This is a genomic window from Pseudoxanthomonas sp. (assembly GCF_035999195.1).
Lineage (GTDB): Bacteria > Pseudomonadota > Gammaproteobacteria > Xanthomonadales > Xanthomonadaceae > Pseudoxanthomonas_A.
The window spans coordinates 216,742-235,024 of record NZ_DASYGY010000004.1 but is presented as its reverse complement, the minus strand read 5'-3'; the positions used below and the strand labels follow the sequence as shown (position 1 = coordinate 235,024).

The window sequence follows — 18,283 nt, the reverse complement described above, 5'->3', positions numbered from 1 at the left end:
CCCTTCCACCGCCTTGAGGATCCGCACGATGCGCAATGGCGCCACATTATTGGTCGACGCGCTGGAGAACGAGGGCGTGGACCGCATCTTCGGCGTGCCGGGCGAGGAGAACCTCGATTTCCTGGAAGCGCTGCGGACCTCGCGTATCGAACTGGTGCTGACGCGGCACGAGCAGGCCGCCGCTTTCATGGCGGCGACGCATGGGCGGCTCACCGGCCGGCCCGGCGTCTGCCTGGCGACCCTGGGTCCGGGCGCGCTGAATTTCTCGACCGGCGCCGCGTACGCGCACCTGGGCGCCATGCCGATGATCCTCATCACCGGGCAGAAGGCGGTGATGAGCGCCAAGCAGGCGCGCTTCCAGATCGTCGACATCGTCGCGTCGATGAAGCCACTGACGAAGATGACGCGCCAGATCGTCAGTGCGGCCGCCATCCCTTCCCTCGTGCGCGACGCGTTCCGCGTGGCCATGGAGGAGCGCCCGGGTCCGGTGCATCTGGAACTGCCGGAGGACATCGCCGCCGAGGAGGTCGACAACGCGGCGCTGATTCCCGTCCACCCGATCGAGCGCCCGCTCGCCGCGCCTGCCGCACTCGACCGCGCGGCGCAGGCGATCCTTGCCGCGAAGCGGCCGCTGGTGATGATCGGCGCCGCCGGCAGCCGGCCGTGGCTGACCGGGGCGCTGTCGACCTTCGTGGCGCGCACGCGGCTTCCGTTCTTCAACACCCAGATGGGCAAGGGCGCGGTCACCGGCGGCTCCAACCTCTACCTGGGCACGGCGGCGCTCTCCGAAGGCGACTACGTCCACGAAGCCGTCGCGCGCGCCGACCTGATCATCGCCATCGGCCACGACACGGTCGAGAAGCCGCCGTTCCTGATGAAGCACAGCGGCGGACCGCAGGTCATCCATGTGGGCTACCAGTCCGCCACGGTCGAACAGGTCTACCACCCCGACATCGAAGTCATCGGCGATATCGGCACCTCCGTCGAGGGGCTCGCCGAACGGCTCGACGGCCGGCTGATCGTCGACGAGGGCATGATCGAACTGCGGCAGAAGATCCTCGCCCGCCTCAACGACCGCGCGGAGGAAGACCGCTTCCCGGTCACGCCGCAGCGCCTGGTCCACGACGTGCGCAAGGTCATGCCGGACGACGGCATCGTCTGCCTCGACAATGGCATGTACAAGATCTGGTTCGCCCGCAACTACCGTACGCATGTGGCCAACACACTGCTGCTGGACAACGCGCTGGCCACGATGGGTGCCGGCCTGCCCTCGGCCATGATGGCGGCGATGCTGCATCCGCAACGCCGCGTGATGGCGGTCTGTGGCGATGGCGGCTTCATGATGAATTCGCAGGAGATGGAAACCGCCGTGCGTCTGGGCCTGAACCTGGTGGTGGTCATCCTCAACGACAGCGCCTACGGCATGATCCGCTGGAAACAGGCGGTGGATGGCTTCGAGGATTTCGGCATGCGCTTCGGCAATCCGGATTTCGTGCGCTATGCGCAGGCCTATGGTGCGAAGGGATCGCGGGTGACGGCCGTCGAAGATCTCGTGCCGATACTCGAAGCCGCCTTCACCGGCGGCGGTGTCCATCTGGTCGACGTACCGATCGACTACTCCGAGAACACCCGCGTGCTGGTCGACGAACTGCGCAACCGGACGCCCGACGTGGAATGTTCGTAAGTGGCCCGGGCCAAGCGCGTTCTTCCCGCACCTACAGGGAACCGATGATGCTGACCGTCGTACAGGCGTTCGACCGCACCCCCATCGCCGAGATCGGCGTCGACGATGCCGCCGCGCTCGAGCGCAAGTTGCAGGCCGCCGAGCGCGTCTTCCGGGATCGCGACGGCTGGCTCAAGCCGCATCAACGCGTGGCCATCCTCCGCAGGCTGGCCGCGCTGATGGAAGGCAGGCGCGACCACCTGGCGCTGCAGATCGCGCGCGAGGGCGGCAAGCCGCTGGCCGACGCCATCGTCGAGACCACGCGCGCCATCGACGGCGTGCACAATGCGGCCGACGAGCTGCGCACCTTCGCGGGCCGGGAAATCCCGATGGGCCTGTCCGCCGCCGCGGAGAACCGCTGGGCGTTCACCACCAAGGAGCCGATCGGCATCGTGGCGGCGATCTCGGCGTTCAATCATCCGCTGAACCTCATCGTGCACCAGGTCGCGCCCGCCATCGCGGTCGGCTGCCCGGTCATCGTCAAGCCCGCGGGCACCACGCCGCTGTCCTGCCTCGAGTTCGTCGCGATGGTGCGCGAGGCCGGCCTGCCCGAGCCCTGGTGCCAGAGCTTCGTGCCGGAAGGCAACGAACTGGCCGAACAGCTGGCCACCGACCGGCGCGTCGCCTTCCTGAGCTTCATCGGCTCGGCGCGGGTCGGCTGGTCGTTGCATGCCAAGCTCGCGCATGGCGCGCGTTCTGCGCTGGAGCATGGCGGCGCGGCGCCGGCCATCGTCGACCGCAGCGCCGATCTCGACAGGATCATCGAGCCGATCGTGAAGGGCGGTTACTACCATGCCGGCCAGGTCTGCGTGTCGACGCAGCGCATCTACGTGCACCGCGACATCGCCGACGACTTCAGCCAGCGGGTGATCGAACGCGTCGAACGCCTGCGTACCGGCGATCCCACGCGGGAGGACACCGAGGTCGGCCCACTGATCCTGCCGCGCGAGGCCGACCGGGTGGCGGAATGGATCGAGGATGCCGTCGACGGCGGCGCCACGCTCGCCACCGGCGGCACCCGCCTGTCGGAGACCACACTGCAGCCGACGGTGCTGCTGGACCCCGCCGCCGATGCGCGCGTGTCGCGGCTGGAGGTGTTCGGTCCCGTGGTCGTGGTGTACCGCTACGCCGATCTAGACAACGCGATCGCCCGCGCCAACGCCTTGCCGACCGCGTTCCAGGCCAGCATCTTCGCCCAGGACATCGATATCGCCATGCGCGCGGCCAACCGCCTGGACGCATCGGCGGTGATGATCAACGATCCCACCGCCTTCCGCACCGACTGGATGCCGTTCGCCGGTCGCCGCGAATCCGGCTACGGCACCGGCGGTATCCCCTACACCATGCGCGACATGACGCAGGAGAAGATGATCCTGATGCGCCGGAGCTGATCGCGCGGCACCGGAACGGTGTCAACGCGCATGCCCTCCGCCAGCCTCCCGACGCCGCGCGTCAAAGCCGGGCGGCGTCGGCTCGGGCGCGGATGTCGGCGAACCTGTCGTCGTGGAGGAACCTGCCGTCCTCCCAGATCGTGACCATCGCATCATCGAAACCCTGCGGCTTCTCGACCTCGGCCAGCGATGCGGCATCGACCGCTACCGGCACCGTGCGGAAGGTGCCGTACTCGCGATGCCGGAGCAGGGTCATGCGTCCACGCTTGCTCTGCTTGCCCTTGTCCGTCACCGGGTCCTTGTAGACATCGATCCAGCGGCCATCGACGCGGGCCGCCGAGCATTTCAGCGCGAACTTCTGGGTATCGCGATCCAGTCGCTGCAACAGGGCACCCCCCATGCCGAAGGCGACGTTGTCGGTGGCATAGCCGGCACTGGTGATGCGCTCGAGGATGGCGCGGATGCTGGTCGGGTTGATGCCGTCGCTCTGGATCACCCGGACGTGATTGAGCACCTTGTAACCCTTGCCGTTGACCGTATGGCCGAACGCCTCGTCCAGCAGTTCGAGGCACTGATGGACCACGGCCACCGGATCGCCGGAATCGGGCCGGATCACCACGGTGGCGCCGGAGTCGATCACGTCCTGCCGCAGCGTCTTTCCCCAGTGCTCCCTGATGGCGTGGTAGATGTCGTAGCTGTCGGATACGACCGCCACGATGGCGCCGGGTTTGGCGAACTGCGTCAGCATGTTGCGATAGGCCTGCACTTCGTGCTCCCGGCCCCAGCTGGTGATCGTGCTGTGTTCGGCCGCCGGGATGGAATAACCCGCCATGGGCTCGTGGTAATGGGCCTTGGCCAGCTGCAGGCCGGACACCGTATCGGTGCCCAGGAAGTTGACCAGATGCGCCGCGCCGCCGATGGCCGCCGACTCCACGCTGGAGACGCCGCGGCTGCCGAAATCGTGCAGCTTGAACGGCAACTGGCCCTCGGGGTCGTCGCTGGTGCGTTCCAGGAACTGGCGGAGGGTCTGCTTGGCATGCCAGCTGATGGTCGCCACGGTCACCGGATACCAGATGCGCAGCAGCATGGTCTCCAGATAGGACGGCACCCAGTAGGCCCGGGGGTCGGTGGATTCGATGGTCATCAGCGCGTTGTGCGTCGGCACCACGGTCCCCTCGGGAACGGCGCGGATGCGGATCGGCATCAGGCCGTCGTGGCGATCGACGATGTATCGCCAGCCGGTCTCGTTGAACGGCTCACCGTGGGCGGCGAACAGGTCGCGCGCTTCATCCACGTCCGCGTGGGTGATCGGTTTGGCCAGATACTCCTTCAGGATGGCCTGCAAACCGAAGAACACGGTGCGGTCGTAGGTGCCGCCGCGCGATTCCACGTAGAAGAACGTGGCGTCGGTGCCGGGCGGATACTGCAGCCAGTGGCTGGCCTTGTAGCTGTCGGTATTGAGGAGAAGATTGTTGAGGCATTGCATGACGGAAGCTCCTTCGCGTCGGGTGAAGCCGGCGGTCTGTCCGCCGGCAGGCAGGGTCGGGATCAGCCCCGGCCCAGGAAGAACTCGAGGATGTGCAGATGGTCCTCGAACAGCTTGGGCCCCATCTCCAGCGCTTCGCTGACCGGGATCCAGCGGGCCCTGTCGGCATCGTCGCCCCCCCGCACCTCCGGCAGTTCTCCGGCGGGAAAATCGAAGTGGAAGGCGTGGGTGATGGTGCGGCCGCGCTGGCTGCGCTCCGGGTGGTCGAACACGTGCTGGCCCTTCAACGATCCTTTGAGTACGGGGACCGGAATCCTGAGGCGCGTCTCCTCGCGCAGTTCGCGCAGGCAGGCGTCCAGCAGGCCCTCGTTCTGGCCCACGAAGCCACCCGGCAGCGCCCACAGGCCCTTGCCGGGCGCGGCGCGACGACGCACGAGCAGCACGTGGCCCGAATGCACCACCACTGCGTCGGTGGTGACGAACGTGGGCGCGTAGGGAGCGTCCTTCCATGCCGCCTTGTACTGCTCGATGAACTGGTACTCGGCCACCAGCTGGCCGTAGGACGGCGAACTCTTCCGGAAGGCTTCCAGCATGTCGTACACCGGTGCGGGAACGTTCCCCCGCAGCATCAGCAATGCACCGTGGAAATCGATGGTGCCCGCCTCGAACAGGTAACGACGCAGCTCGGTGGCCGACAGGGTTTCCGTGTGCTGCACATCCACCAGCGGCCACTGCGGAAACTCGCGCAGGTAGTAGCTGGAGGCATCCTTGTCCATGCCCACCAGGCCCACCCTGGCGCCGGCATCGCCGCCGTCGGTGCGGATCGCCTCGGCCACGGTGCGCTGGACGCCGGCGATCCACTGGGCCTCGTTGTAGAGATGATCGCGCAGCGGCCTGATCAGCAGGCGGTCGGTCGATCCATCGAGGGCCGCCTGGATCATCACGGCGCGCTCGGCCACGGTCCAGGGATTGCGGAGGCTGCGGGGGGTATCGGCGGAGCCGACCAGGAAGATCAGCTTGCTGGCCCGGCTCAGTGCGAGGCGGGCAACGGCGGCATGGCCGTTGTGGAAGGGCTCGAAACGCCCGATAAAGACCAGATAGTCGTATTCCATGAGAATCCCTCATGTCGTTGTGCGTGCCTCGGGTCTGTCCCTCGGCTGACGGGAATGCTACGCCTGCGACCCGGAGAGTCAAGCGGCCACAGGCACGAGGATTCGACGGACGGCTCCCACGCCCGGATCTACTCCCTCAGCGCGGTGGCCGGTCGATATCGCACCGCCGTGCTTCGCCGTCCGGCCTCCTGCGTGACCACGCTCCACGGATCATCACCGGACTACAAGGGCCGCCTCCAGCCCCATCGCTGCCACCAGCGTGCGACCGGCGGTCCGGCGCGATACGCGACGTCGGCGGGAACGTGCAGGATGACGTCGGTGCCCTTGCCGCGGTCGGCCTTCAGATCCAGGGTGGCGCCGATGCGCTCGGCGCGTTCGCGCATACCGGACAGGCCCCAGTGTCCGCTGCGTCCACCGGACCGCAGCACTTCCTGCGGCAGGCCCACGCCATCGTCGCGGATCCGCACGGTCAGTCTGCCGGGTTCGTAGACAAGCTCCAGAACGACATGACCGGCGTGCGCGTGCTGCAGGGCATTGAGCACGGCCTCGCGCGCGATGCGGTATACCTCGTCGCACACGAGTGGATCCAGCGTGCGCGCGCTGCCGTCGACGACCATGCGGACGTCGACGGCGTAGTCGGGCGCCAGTTCCCCACCCAGGTCGGCCAGCATGTCCGGCAGGTCTCCGGGCGGGTGCGCCCGCAGGTCCAGCACGCGGCCGCGCGCTTCTCCCATCACATCGTCCGCGCGCTGCAGGACGCGCTCCATCGCCGCGTGCGTCGGTGCGTCGCGCCCCAGCGATTCGGCCACCGCATGGAAGCGCAGGATCAGTCCCTGCACGCTTTGCAGCAGCGTATCGTGCAGTTCGCGCGCGATCCGTTCGCGTTCGCGATGGCGCTCCTGCAGGCGGTCGCGGATCTGTACCGACACGTGGCGCAGGCGCAACAGGTAGGCGATCCAGAGCAGGGAGACGCCGCCCGCCACGCACAGCACCACGAACCACGGGGTCTGGTAGTAGCGCGGCGCGATGACGATGGGGAGCGACGCACCGACGCTGTTCCACACGCCGTCGTCGTTGGCGGCGATCACCTGGAACACGTAACGCCCGGGGCCCGGATCGTTGTAGAACGCGGTACGCCGCGTGCCGGCGTCCTGCCAGCCATCGTCATGTCCCTTCAGCCGGTAACGGAAGCGCACCCGCTCCGGGATGGACAGGCTGAGCGCGGTGTAGGCGACCTGCAGGTTGCGCGTCCCCGGCGGCAGCTGCACCGCTTCGCCCTGCGCGCGGTGCACGCGGTCGTCGGCCGTGAGCGACAGCACGGCGACCGGTGGAGGAAGGCGATTGCGACGGAGGGCGGCCGGGTCGATCGCGACCACGCCGCTGGTGGTGGCGAACCACAGTGTTCCGTCGCGCCCCTCGGCGGCGGTCGGGATCGGGCGGAACTGCGCGGGCACGCCCGGCAGGCCATCGAGGAAGTCGAAGCGCTCGTAGGCTGGCGCGTCGGCGCCGGCGTCGAACAGCCGCGGAACGTCGCTCGCCCTGACGTGCAGCACCCCCTGCGCGCCGTTCAACCACAGGTCGCCCGCGCGCGTCTCGATGATCCCGCTGATGCCGCGGAACGGACTGTCGGCCAGCGGACGCAGGGAATGCAGCCTGCCGGTCGCATAGCGGGCCAGGCCGCGCTCGCCGCCGATCCAGATACCGTCGCGCCCTTCCACCAGCGCGGTGACGTTGCCCACGCGCAACCCGTGCGCAGTCCCGATCGCCTGCACCGTCTCGCCCCGCATCACCGCGATCTGATTACGGGCATACCCCATCCACAGCGCACCGTCGGCGGCCGACAGCAGCGCCAAGGGCGAGGAGCCCGGCGGCAACCCCGTGCGACCGCGTACCTGCTGCCAGCGTCCCTCCGCCAGACGGTGGATGCCGGGCGTGTTCAACGACACCCACAGCACACCGTCGGCATCGCGGGCGATCGCCTGCACGCCCGAGTAGCCGGATACCGGCAACGGCGTCACCGCAGTGGCGCGTCCTTCGCGCCAGCGCCAGAGTCCGCCCGGACCTCCCAGCCACACGGTGCCATCGCGGTCGCGATGCGCGGCGGTCAGTGGCGGCGGCAGATCGACGTCGCGCCAGTGCGCTCCCTCGAGCCTCAACAGCGGACGATTGCGGCTGCCGACGAGCAACGTGCCGTCGGGATCGGCGACGAGGGCGAAATCCTGCGCGCCGTCCGGCAGCATCGCGGGGATGACGTTGGTATGCCGGAAGCGGTCCAGGCCGCGACTGCTGCCCACCCACAGGGTGCCTTCGCGATCTTCCAGCACCGGCAGCAGGTAGTCGGCGCTCAGGCCGTCGTCCTGGCGGAAGCGCTCGAATCCGACCTCGTCGTTCGCCACGACCCGCCGCAGCGGCTGCGCCAGCCGATGGACGCCCTCGCCCATCGTGGTGGCCCAGAGCGTGCCATCGCGATCGAACAGCAGGCCGGCCGATGGCGCCGACAGCGAGCGCGTGGCCACGGCACCGTCGAGCGGCAGTTGACGGACGCCGCCTTCGTTCTCGGCGATCCACAGGCCGCCGTCGGGCGCCTGCGCGATCTGGCTGATCCGGCCAACGTGGATATCGAGCGTCTCGAACGTCTGCATGCCCTTGCGCAGGCGCGCGATGCCGGCGTCGGTCGCGACCCACAGCGTGCCGTCGCGATCGGTGAACACCGTGCGCGCCTGCGTACCCGGCACACGCCATTCGCGCTCGGCGCGATACCAGCGCCCCTCGTGCAGGTACACCAGCCCGCTGAAGGTCGCCGCCCACAGGCGGCCGTCGTGCCCTTGCGCGAAGCGGAACACGGTGCTGGTGGGCAAGCCCTGCGCTTCGCCGTAGTGGATCAGGCGATCGTCGCGGAGGAACGACACCGCGCCATAACGGAAACCGATCCACAAGCCGCCATCGGCGGTGGCATGCAACGTGGAGATGCTGGTGGCGGGGAATGCCTGCTGGCCCTGAGGTTCGTAGCGCTCGAAGCGCACGCCATCGAAACGGAACAGGCCCACCTGCGTGGCCAGCCACAGATAACCGTCGGCGGTCTGCGCCAGCGCAGTCACCTGCCCCGGCGCACCCTGCTTGACGGTCCAGGCCGTGTGGTGGAATTGGGCGATCTGGCGCTGCGGATCCAGCGCATGCGCGAGCTGCGCGCACAGCAGCAGGCATAGCCCGGCCAGCCACGCGCGTGACCCGCGCCCGCTCCCGGCACGCCCGTCATGCCTGCTGCAAGCGCTGGCCAACCTGCCCCCTTGGTAAACCGCCGACGTTGTGTGTCCGCGTTGCGCGCCCCGACCGCGCGCCTCGTGTCAGCTCACTTTAACCGAGCGCGAACGATCCGTCGGAGTGCCGGCGCGTGGCCGCCACGCGAAGGGCCGTGGCGGAACCCGATCTGTCGGCGGCATGCGACCGCAGGCGGCCCTCCCTGGCCGCGCCGGCCTCAGCCTGCCGCGAACGCCAGCAGGTCGGCGTTGAGCTGTTCGCGGCTGGTGTCGCCCAGCGAATGCGAGCCGCCCTTGTAGATCTTCAGCTCGGCGCCCGGCACCAGCTTGGCCGACAGCTTGGCGGACGCATCGATCGGTACGATCTGGTCGTCGTCGCCGTGGATGATCAGCGTGGGCACGTCGAACTTCTTCAGGTCCTCGGTGAAGTCGGTTTCCGAGAACGCCTTGATGCAGTCGTACGCATTCTGGAAGCCCGACTGCATGCCCTGCGTCCACCAGGCGCGGATGTTGCCCTCCGACACCTTCGCGCCGGGCCGGTTGTAGCCGAAGAACGGACCGCTGGCGACATCGAGGAAGAACTGCGCGCGATCGGCGAGATACGCCTGGCGGAAGCCGTCGAACACCGACATCGGCAGGCCGCCGGGATTGGCATCGGTCTTCAGCATGATCGGCGGCACGGCACCCATCAGCACCGCCTTCTTCACCCGCTTCGTGCCATGCCGACCGATGTAGCGCGCGACTTCGCCACCGCCGGTCGAGTGGCCGATCATCACCACGTCCTTGACGCCCAGGTGCTCGAACAGCTGCTCCAGGTCATCGGCATAGGTATCCATCTCGTTGCCCTGCCACGGCTGGCTGGAGCGGCCATGGCCGCGGCGGTCGTGGGCGATGCAGCGGAACCCGTTGCTGGCCAGGTGGAAGATCTGCGGATCCCAGGCGTCGGCGCTCAACGGCCAGCCGTGGCTGAAGGACACCACGGGACCCTTGCCCCAGTCCTTGTACCAGATCGTCGTGCCGTCTTTGGTGGTGAAGGTAGCCATGCGTCGTTCCTCGTGGGGGATGGTGGGAGAGCGTAGGCCCGCTGCCATCAGCGGCAGGGCGGGAAGCGCGGCGAGCGTGGTGGCCGCCGCACCGGCGACCATCAGGCGGCGTCGTTGCGGGTCGGCAGGCGTGGAGTCGTGATCGCGCATGATCAGGGTGCGCCTTGCGGGTGTGGAGACCCCGTCAGGGTGCACGCGCGCCATGACGACGCGATTGCACATCCGTGCGCGAACGCGCGCGCCGGTCACAGCGGCATGATGCCGCGCTTGATCGCGATGGTGACGGCGTGGGTGCGGTCGTTGGCGCCCAGCTTGGACAGGATGCTCTTCATGTGCGCCTTGACCGTCTCTTCCGAGATGCCCAGGTTGCGCGCCACGCGTTTGTTGGCGTTGCCTTCGGCGACCTGCCGCAGCACGTCGATCTCGCGTCCGCTCAGACCGTCGTCGCCCACGTGCGCCGCCAGGCTGTCCGCGATCTCCGCCGGCACGCGCCGGCCGCCGGCATGCACGGTGCGGATGGTGTCCACCAGTTCGCGACGCAGCATGCTCTTGAGCAGATAGCCGTGCGCCCCGGCACGCAGCGCACGCAGCGCCTGCACGTCACCCTGGTAGGTGGTCAGCACCACGATGCGCGCCGCGGGATCCTGTTCGCGGATCGCACGGATCGCGCTGATCCCGTCCATGCCGGGCATCTGCAGGTCCATCAGCACCACGTCCGGCCGCAGCCTCGCATACAGCGCGACCGCCTCGGCGCCTTCGGTGGCCTCCGCCTGCACGCGCATGTCGGGCTGGGTGGCGAGCACGGCGGCGATGCCCTCGCGCAGCAGCGGATGGTCGTCCACGACCAGCACCCGGATCATGCCCTCGGAGGCGGAAGGACTGGCGGAGGAAGGAGAGGCCACGGGTGCGGGCTCAGGCCGGAGTGCGCGCCACCATAGCGCGCCACCCGGTGCGGCGCGAAGCCCCTATACGGGGGAGCCGCATCGCCAGGCGCCCTGCCTGCGCCTGCCCGCCGGCTGCGGAAATCGGCGGCGTCACGGGCTCCCCCGATCGGGGGAGCCGTCGGTCACGCCGATTGGGGTTCCGCCGCCGCGCCCATCCGCGCACCTTGGACGAAGGGGACCACGCGCTGCGCACCGCGCACGCCACACAGCGACCACATACCATGATGCCCGTACGCCAGGATCTCCACGCGCCCGATCCACGCCCTGCCGCCGGCCTGAACGATCGTGCCTTCCGACGTGCGGATGCCTTCATCCTGCACAACCTCGGCCGCACCTTCACGCTCGCCGACATCGCCTCGGCCGCATGCGTCAGCCGCTTCCACTTCGCCCGCCAGTTCCGCCAGCGGACCGGCTGCAGCCCGATGGCCTACGTCATGCGGCTGCGCCTGGAACGCGCGAAGGAAATGCTCGCGCGCGGCGACCAGCGCATCGCCGACACGGCCGCCGCGCTGGGCTTCTACGACCAGAGCCACTTCACCCGCACCTTCCGGCGCGCCACCGGCGTGTCGCCGCGCGCGTTCTCGCGCCAGCACCATCACGCCGGCACCACGGGGGCGGTGCGCACACTGGCCCCGCCGCAACCCTCTTACGCGCACGCGCATCCCTGAGGAGCAATCACGATGGCCAGGATCCTGGTGCTGTACTACTCCGCCTACGGGCACATCGAAACCATGGCGCAGGCGATCGCCGAAGGTGCGAGCGACGCCGGCGCGCAGGTCGACATCAAGCGCGTGCCCGAACTGGTGCCCGAGGACGTGGCGCGCGCCTCGCGCTACAAGCTGGACCAGCCGGCGCCGATCGCCACCATCGCCGAACTGGCCGACTACGATGCGATCATCGTCGGCACCGGCACCCGCTTCGGCCGCATCAGTTCGCAGATGGCCAATTTCCTGGACCAGGCCGGCGGCCTGTGGGCGCGTGGCGCCCTGCACGGCAAGGTCGGCGCCGCGTTCACCTCCACCGCCACCCAGCACGGCGGCCAGGAGACCACACTGTTCTCGATCATCACCAACCTGCTGCATTTCGGCATGGTGATCGTCGGCCTGGATTACGGCCATGCCGGGCAGATGACGCTGGACGAGATCACCGGCGGCTCGCCGTACGGCGCCAGCACGATCGCCGGCGGCGACGGCTCGCGCCAACCTTCGGAGAACGAACTGAAGGGCGCGCGCTACCAGGGCCGCGTCGTCGCGGAGACCGCGATCAAGCTGCACGGCTGATCGCGTCGCGCACGGCGTGCGACGTCGCGCGTCGTGCGGCAGATGCAGATCATGGCAACCGGATCGGCGAGGAGTGGCCTGTCCACGCCATCGTGATGGTCGTGCCGACCGCCGGCGGCTCGGCCACGCCCAAATCCACGTCCACGCGCTCGCCACCGGGCAGCGTCACCCGCCCTTCGAAGTGCGGACCCCGGAACGCGACGCCAGACAGCACGCCACGCAGGTCGCCGCGAGGGTCCCATCGCAGGTCGCCGGGCCGGAGCAGGACGTCGCCGCGGCCCCCCGGTTCCAGTGCGGACGCCGGCACCACGACGCCACGCCCGACGAAGATGGCCACGGCGCGATCCGCAGGCGCCCGGTAGAGCATCTCGGGCCGGTCCCATTGCAGCAGACGCCCCATGTCCATCACGCCGACTCGGTCGGCCATGGCGAACGCCTCCGACTGGTCGTGGGTGACCAGCAGCGAGGTCGTACCCGTCGCCTTGAGCAGGTCCCGCAGTTCGGCGGCGAGTCGGCCGCGCATCTGCACGTCGAGACTGGAAAACGGCTCGTCCAGCAGCAGCAAGGACGGCCGTGGTGCCAGTGCGCGCGCGAGCGCGACACGTTGCTGCTGCCCACCGGAGAGTTCGTGCGGGAACGCGTGCGCGGCCTCGGGCAGGCCCACCAGCTCCAGCATCGCGCGCACCCGCGCGTCGCGTTCGGCGGCACCCGACGCCCGCAGACCGAAGCCGACATTGCCCGCGACATCCAGGTGCGGGAACAGCGCGTAGTCCTGGAACATCATGCCGATGCGCCGCCGTTCGGGCGGCACCGCACGGCCCTTGGCGGCGAGTTCGTCGCCGGCGAGTACGATGCGGCCGCCCGCCACCGGCTCGAAGCCGGCAACGGCGCGCAGCGTGGTGGTCTTGCCGCACCCCGACTCGCCCAGCAGCGCACCGATCTCGCCGCGCTGCAGGCGCAGCGACAGGCCATGCACCACCGCACGCCATCCTTGCGGGCCGGGATAACCGACCACCAGATCCTCCACTGCGAGCCAGTCGTCCTGCGTCATGCGACGTGATGCCTCCCCATGCGATGGCCGGCGCGCGCCAGCAGGATGACCGGCAACAGGCCCGCCAGCACGATCAGCAGTGCGGCGATCGCGCCCTCCTCGTATGCGCCGCGCGCGGCGTCGGCGTACAGCCATGTCGCCAACGTATCGAAGCCCGGCGGCCGCAGCAGCAAGGTCGCAGGCAGTTCCTTCATGACGTCGATGAACACCAGCAACACCGCCGCGGCCAGCGCAGGCCGCAGCAGCGGCACGTGCACCCGCCGCAGCGTCGCCGAGGCGGTGGTCCCCAGGCTTCGTGCGGCATCGTCCATCGACACGGGGATACGCTCGAAACCCGCCTCGAGATTTCCGATCGCGATGGTGAGGAACCGCAGCGTGTACGCGATCACCAGCCCCGCCACCGATCCCATCAGCCATAGTCGCGGTCCGATGCCGAACGACGACAGCGCCTGCGAGAGCCCGGCATCGAACATCGCGAACGGGACCAGCAATCCCAGCGCGAGTACGGTGCCCGGGATGGCATAGCCAAGGCCCGCGGCACGCACACTGGCGATCTCCAGCGCAGGCCTGCGTAGTGCACGCGCCAGCCGCAGCGCCCACACCACGACCAGCGCGGTGGCCAGCGCCGCCAGCGTGGCGAGCAGCGCCACCGCCAGCGTGTTCCACAGGCTGTCCACCAGCTGCGCCGACACGCCTTCGCGCCGCCAGCGCGTCCACGCGCTGGCGGCCAGGTGTCCGAACGGCAGCAGGAAACCCACCAGCACCGGCAGCAGCGCGGCGACGAAGGCAGCCAGCGCTTTCGCGCCATGCAGACGGCGCGGCTGCATCGGATGCGGCCGTCGTTGCGCGGCGTAGCGCTGCCGCCGCCGTCCGTAGCGTTCCAGCGCGATCAGCGCGAGCACGATCGCCAGCATGCCGATGGCGATCTGCGCGGCGCCGGCCAGGTCGCTGCGCGATATCCAGGTGGTGTAGATGGCCACGGTCAGTGTCTGCACGCCGAGGAACTCCGACGCGCCGATGTCGTTGAGGGCTTCCAGCAGGGCCAGCACCATGCCCACGGCGATCGCCGGCCGCGCGAGCGGCAGGGCCACGCGATGGAACAGCGCCGCGGACGGCGTTCCGAGCGAGCGCGCCGCGTCCAGCAGACCACCGGCCTGGGTCATGAACATGGCGCGCGTGGTGAGGTACACGTAGGGATACAGGACGAAACCGAGCAGGACGATGCAACCCGCGAGCGAGCGCGCATCCGGCAAGCGGAGACCGCGCGGATCGTCGATGCCCAGCACTGCGCGCAGGCCGGCATGCAGCGGGCCGAGCGGATGCAGCAGGTCGAGGTAGACGTAGGCCACGATGTAGGTGGGCACGGCCAGCGGCAGCAGCAGCGCCCAGGCCATCGTGCGGCGACCGGGAAAGTCGAACGCGGTCACCAGCCAGGCGGTGCCCGTGCCCACGACACCGACGACCAGCGCCACGCCGGCCAGCACCCAGAGGGTGTTCAATCCGGCGCGCGGCAACACGTGCGCCATCAGGTGCGACCACTGGCCGACATCGCCGCCGCCGGCCTGCCACGCAAGGGCCAGCAGCGGCGCGACCGCGACCAGCCCGATGCCGGCCGCGGCGACGCGCCATCCCCCGGTCAGGCCAGGGAACCGCGGCACGGCATGCACCTCAGTTGTCGAAGCCCACGCGGTCGACCAGTTCGCTGGCCTTCCTGCGCTGCGCGACCACCTGCTGCAGCGGCAACGGATCGCTGGTCAGCTCGCCGAAGCTGGCGACGACCGGATCCAGTTCCACGCCCGCCTTCACCGGGTACTCGTAGTTGGCCTTCGCATACAGGCTCTGCGCCTCGTCCGAGACCAGGAATTCCAGCAACTTCACCGCGTTGTCGCGGTTCGGCGAGAACTTCGCCACCGACGCGCCACTGATGTTGACGTGGGTGCCGCTCGACGTCGCCGAGGCGAACACCGGGCGCACGACCCGGATCGCATCGCCCCACTGGCGCTGCTCGGAGCCTTCGTCGCTGTTTTTCATGCGGCCGACGTAGTACGCGTTGGCGATGCCGATGTCGCAGATGCCGCCGAGGATGTCGCGTGCGACTTCGCGGTCGCCACCGGCCGCCTTGCGCGCCAGGTTCGCCTTGACGCCACGCAGCCACCGCTCCGTCGCAGGCTCGCCGGCGTGGACGATCATCGCCGCGATCAGGCTGATGTTGTACGGATGCTGGCCGGAGCGGATGCACACCCTGCCCTTCCATTCCGGCTTGGCCAGGTCTTCGTAGGCGAAGCCGGCCAGCGACAGGTCCTTGCGCGCGTACAGCACGCGGTCGCGCAGCGACAGCGCGAACCACTGGCCATCGGCCGCACGCAGGTGCGCCGGAATCGCGGCGTCGAGCACCTCGGACGCGACCGGCTGCGTGTGGCCGCCTTCCACCAGTTCGATCAGGTTGCCGCTGTCGACCGTCATCAGCACGTCGGCCGGCGAACGCTCGCCTTCGGCGCGCAGGCGCTCGGGCAGACCATCCTTCACGAAGACCGTGTTGACCCTGGTGCCGGTCTGCGCGGTGAACGCATCGAGCAGCGGCTGCACCAGCGCGGGCTCGCGCGTGGTGTAGAGATTCAGTTCGCCACCGCCGGCGGCAGGCGCCGCGCCCGCAGGATCGGCGGCAGGCGCTTGCGGTTTGCACGCAGCGAGCGCGAGCAGCAGGCTGCTGGTGATGGCGAGCCTGCCGGTGAGCGTTTTCAGGGACGCAGGACGGCGGTGCGCAACGGTACGCATGGAGGATGACACCTCGGATGGATGGAGGGAGGGCTCTGGCGTGGCCATGCGCCGGCTGGAGCAGCGACCGCGATACTAAGCGCTCGAAGGGCGCGAACGCCACCGCGACGGCGCCCTTCTCCCGTGCAAGCCACCGGCGACAAGGCGCATCGCGCCGCCGTCCGCGACTCGACATGAACGAAGGATTCAGCTGTGCGTGCAACGACGAAACGCGTGCTGCATCGCGCCCAGTGTCTTCGCCGAATCGCACGGGAGCCGCATCGTGATTGCGTCAGCCTGTCGGGACGGATGCTGCACGTACTGCACGGTCTGGCGGTGGAACTGGCCTGCCCGGTCGCGGCCTTTCAGGATTTGTCCCGCAGTGCCGCCCAGTCTTCCGGCGTGTTGCCGTTGCGCAGTACTGCCGACCACGGTGGCGCCGACAGGTACAGGCACTGCAGCCGCTGCTGCAGGGCGCGCAGCGATCGCTCGCGCTCCGGTCGAATCCCGATATCATCCATCACCGCGCGCACGTCGGCATCGAGCCGCAACGCCATCGGCAGGGGATGGTCTTCAACGCAGGCGCACGCGGCATCGACCGACAACAGCGCATGCATCAGTTCCGGGGTCAGCAGCGGCATGTCGACCGGTACCACCAGCCAGGGGCCGTCCTGCAGCCTGGGGGCCAGCTGCGCGAGCGCACCCATCGGGCCGGTGCCGGGCTCCGCATCGGGCACGCCCCCCAGTTCCGGCCGGTCGCCACTGACGACGACCTGCGCCGCGCCTGCCTGCAACAGCGTCGTGTGCATATGGGTGAGCAGCGTGCCGCCGGCCCACGCCAGCAGCGCCTTGTCCGTGCCCATGCGCGAGGAGCGGCCGCCGGCGAGCAGCACCGCACGCCATGTCGAAGACAACGTCATCAGACGGCCTGCCAGATCGGGGGGTGCAGGTGGCCAAGGCCGTGCACCTGCACGCGCGTGCCGGCCGCGACGCGGTCCTGTTCCGCCGGCAGCGTGATCCACACCGACGATCGCGCGAACGGCAGCAACCGGAACGAGGCCTGCGCATCGGCGACGCAGGCCTGCAGTCGACCCTCGCCATCGCCCCGCACGGCGCCATGGAAGGCCGCGAGCAGGCCTGCGCGTTTGCCGCATGCCTCCGCCAGGGGCAGCCAGTGCTGCGGTTCGGCCGCCATGCCCAGCCACGCGCGTAGCAGCGGCTCGACCAGGAAACGGAACCCCACCGCCGTCGACAGCGGATTGCCGGGCAGACCGACGAACACGGGACCCTCGCGCAGGCGCGCCGCCAGCGCGGGTTTGCCGGGCCGCATCGCCACGCCATGGAACAGGAGATCGGCAGCGCGCGCCGCCAGGGCGCCGGGGACGAAGTCGTAGGCGCCCTTCGACACCGCGCCCGTGCTGAGCACCAGATCGACGCCATCGGCGACCGCCTCGTCCAGCGCGGCATGGAACCGTGCGGCATCGTCGCCCATGCGCACCACGCGGATCAGCTCTGCACCCGCGGCCGCAATGACCGCCCGCAGATACGGCGAGGTGGCATCGTGGATACCGCCCTGCGTCAGCGGTGCGCCGGCGGAGACGATCTCGCGCCCGGTCGCCAGCAGCACCACGCGCGGTCGACGCGCCACGTCGACCGCACCGATACCCGCGCCCGCCAGCAACATCAGCTGCGCCGCATCGATCACACCGCCCCCTTGCAGCAGCACCTGTCCCGGCTGCACGTCTTCGCCCCGGCGCCGAATGTTGGCCTGCGGCCGCGCGTCGGCCAGCAGGCGCACGCGCAGGCGGCGCGTACCCGGCGACGACAGGGTCTCGATGCCCTCCACCGGCACGACGGTATCGGCGCGTGCAGGCAGCGGCGCGCCCGTCATGACCTCCCACGCGACGCCCGTGTCCTGCGGTGCCGGTTCGCCGGCGCCGATGCGCGCGGCGATCTCCCACTCGCTGCCCGCCGGCAACGTACCGCCGCCCGACGCCAGCGCAATGCCGTCCATCGCGGCGTTGTCGAACGGCGGCAGCGCCAGCACGCCCACGGCATCTGCGGCCAGCACGCGACCGCACGCACCGGCCAGCGCGACCTGCTGGGTCCCTCGCCGCTCCGCGCCATCCAGCAGTCGTGCCATGGCCTCGCGATAGCCGATCACCGTACATCCTCTCCCGTGCATGTCGGGCACCAGCCTAGTGGCGGCGCGCGCCAAAGCCAAACCGGTACCGCGATGCCG

Annotated in this window: 14 protein-coding genes; 4 read left to right on the top strand and 10 right to left on the bottom strand. The window is 69.5% G+C overall.

Going from position 1 to position 18,283, the window contains the following annotated elements; genetic code table 11:
• Positions 1-28: 28 nt before the first annotated feature.
• Together VGN58_RS01745 and VGN58_RS01740 are read left to right on the top strand one after the other, a co-directional pair.
• Positions 29-1,684 carry an acetolactate synthase large subunit gene (locus VGN58_RS01745; RefSeq protein WP_327481013.1) on the top strand — a complete coding sequence of 552 codons (1,656 nt, stop codon included), beginning with the start codon at positions 29-31 and terminating at the stop codon, positions 1,682-1,684.
• A gap of 47 nt (positions 1,685-1,731) precedes the next feature.
• The gene (locus VGN58_RS01740; RefSeq protein ID WP_327481011.1) at positions 1,732-3,114 is read left to right on the top strand and encodes an aldehyde dehydrogenase family protein; all 1,383 of its coding nucleotides are present in this window, start codon (positions 1,732-1,734) and stop codon (positions 3,112-3,114) included.
• Positions 3,115-3,175: 61 nt separating this feature from the next.
• On the opposite strand, the gene VGN58_RS01735 is transcribed toward VGN58_RS01740, so the two are convergent.
• From VGN58_RS01735 to VGN58_RS01715, 5 genes are all read right to left on the bottom strand, one after another.
• Positions 3,176-4,600: a nicotinate phosphoribosyltransferase gene (locus tag VGN58_RS01735; protein WP_327481009.1), complete on the bottom strand. Its 1,425-nt coding sequence runs from the start codon at positions 4,598-4,600 to the stop codon at positions 3,176-3,178.
• A gap of 62 nt (positions 4,601-4,662) precedes the next feature.
• A complete protein-coding gene (locus tag VGN58_RS01730; RefSeq protein ID WP_327482022.1) occupies positions 4,663-5,718 on the bottom strand; it encodes a bifunctional nicotinamide-nucleotide adenylyltransferase/Nudix hydroxylase in 1,056 nt (351 codons plus the stop codon).
• A 215-nt stretch (positions 5,719-5,933) separates the two neighbouring features.
• Positions 5,934-8,990, bottom strand: a complete 3,057-nt coding sequence (locus VGN58_RS01725; protein WP_327481007.1) for a sensor histidine kinase — start codon at positions 8,988-8,990, stop codon at positions 5,934-5,936.
• 197 nt (positions 8,991-9,187) lie between these two features.
• Entirely contained in the window at positions 9,188-10,162 is a 975-nt protein-coding gene (locus tag VGN58_RS01720; protein WP_414710728.1) for an alpha/beta fold hydrolase, read from the bottom strand.
• 95 nt (positions 10,163-10,257) lie between these two features.
• A complete protein-coding gene (locus tag VGN58_RS01715) occupies positions 10,258-10,872 on the bottom strand; it encodes a response regulator transcription factor (RefSeq protein WP_327482018.1) in 615 nt (204 codons plus the stop codon).
• Between the two features lie 305 nt (positions 10,873-11,177).
• On the opposite strand from VGN58_RS01715, the gene VGN58_RS01710 reads away from it, so the two are divergent.
• Together VGN58_RS01710 and wrbA are read left to right on the top strand one after the other, a co-directional pair.
• Positions 11,178-11,624: a helix-turn-helix transcriptional regulator gene (locus VGN58_RS01710; RefSeq protein ID WP_327481005.1), complete on the top strand. Its 447-nt coding sequence runs from the start codon at positions 11,178-11,180 to the stop codon at positions 11,622-11,624.
• 12 nt (positions 11,625-11,636) lie between these two features.
• Positions 11,637-12,236, top strand: coding sequence for an NAD(P)H:quinone oxidoreductase (wrbA, locus tag VGN58_RS01705; RefSeq protein WP_327481004.1), 600 nt, complete (start codon positions 11,637-11,639; stop codon positions 12,234-12,236).
• A 49-nt stretch (positions 12,237-12,285) separates the two neighbouring features.
• Here wrbA and VGN58_RS01700 read toward each other — a convergent pair whose 3' ends face one another.
• The 5 genes from VGN58_RS01700 to VGN58_RS01680 all read right to left on the bottom strand — a co-directional run bounded on the left by VGN58_RS01700 (position 12,286) and on the right by VGN58_RS01680 (position 18,205).
• The gene (locus tag VGN58_RS01700) at positions 12,286-13,287 is read right to left on the bottom strand and encodes an ABC transporter ATP-binding protein (RefSeq protein ID WP_327481003.1); all 1,002 of its coding nucleotides are present in this window, start codon (positions 13,285-13,287) and stop codon (positions 12,286-12,288) included.
• The gene (locus VGN58_RS01695) at positions 13,284-14,945 is read right to left on the bottom strand and encodes an iron ABC transporter permease (RefSeq protein ID WP_327481001.1); all 1,662 of its coding nucleotides are present in this window, start codon (positions 14,943-14,945) and stop codon (positions 13,284-13,286) included. Before VGN58_RS01695 ends, VGN58_RS01700 begins: the two co-directional genes overlap by 4 nt.
• A gap of 10 nt (positions 14,946-14,955) precedes the next feature.
• Positions 14,956-16,062 (bottom strand): Fe(3+) ABC transporter substrate-binding protein, encoded by a 1,107-nt coding sequence (locus tag VGN58_RS01690; RefSeq protein ID WP_327480999.1) that lies wholly within the window; start codon positions 16,060-16,062, stop codon positions 14,956-14,958.
• 344 nt (positions 16,063-16,406) lie between these two features.
• Positions 16,407-16,961, bottom strand: coding sequence for a molybdenum cofactor guanylyltransferase (gene mobA / locus VGN58_RS01685; RefSeq protein WP_327480997.1), 555 nt, complete (start codon positions 16,959-16,961; stop codon positions 16,407-16,409).
• Positions 16,961-18,205 (bottom strand): molybdopterin molybdotransferase MoeA, encoded by a 1,245-nt coding sequence (locus tag VGN58_RS01680; protein ID WP_327480995.1) that lies wholly within the window; start codon positions 18,203-18,205, stop codon positions 16,961-16,963. Before VGN58_RS01680 ends, mobA begins: the two co-directional genes overlap by 1 nt.
• Positions 18,206-18,283 lie beyond the last annotated feature (78 nt).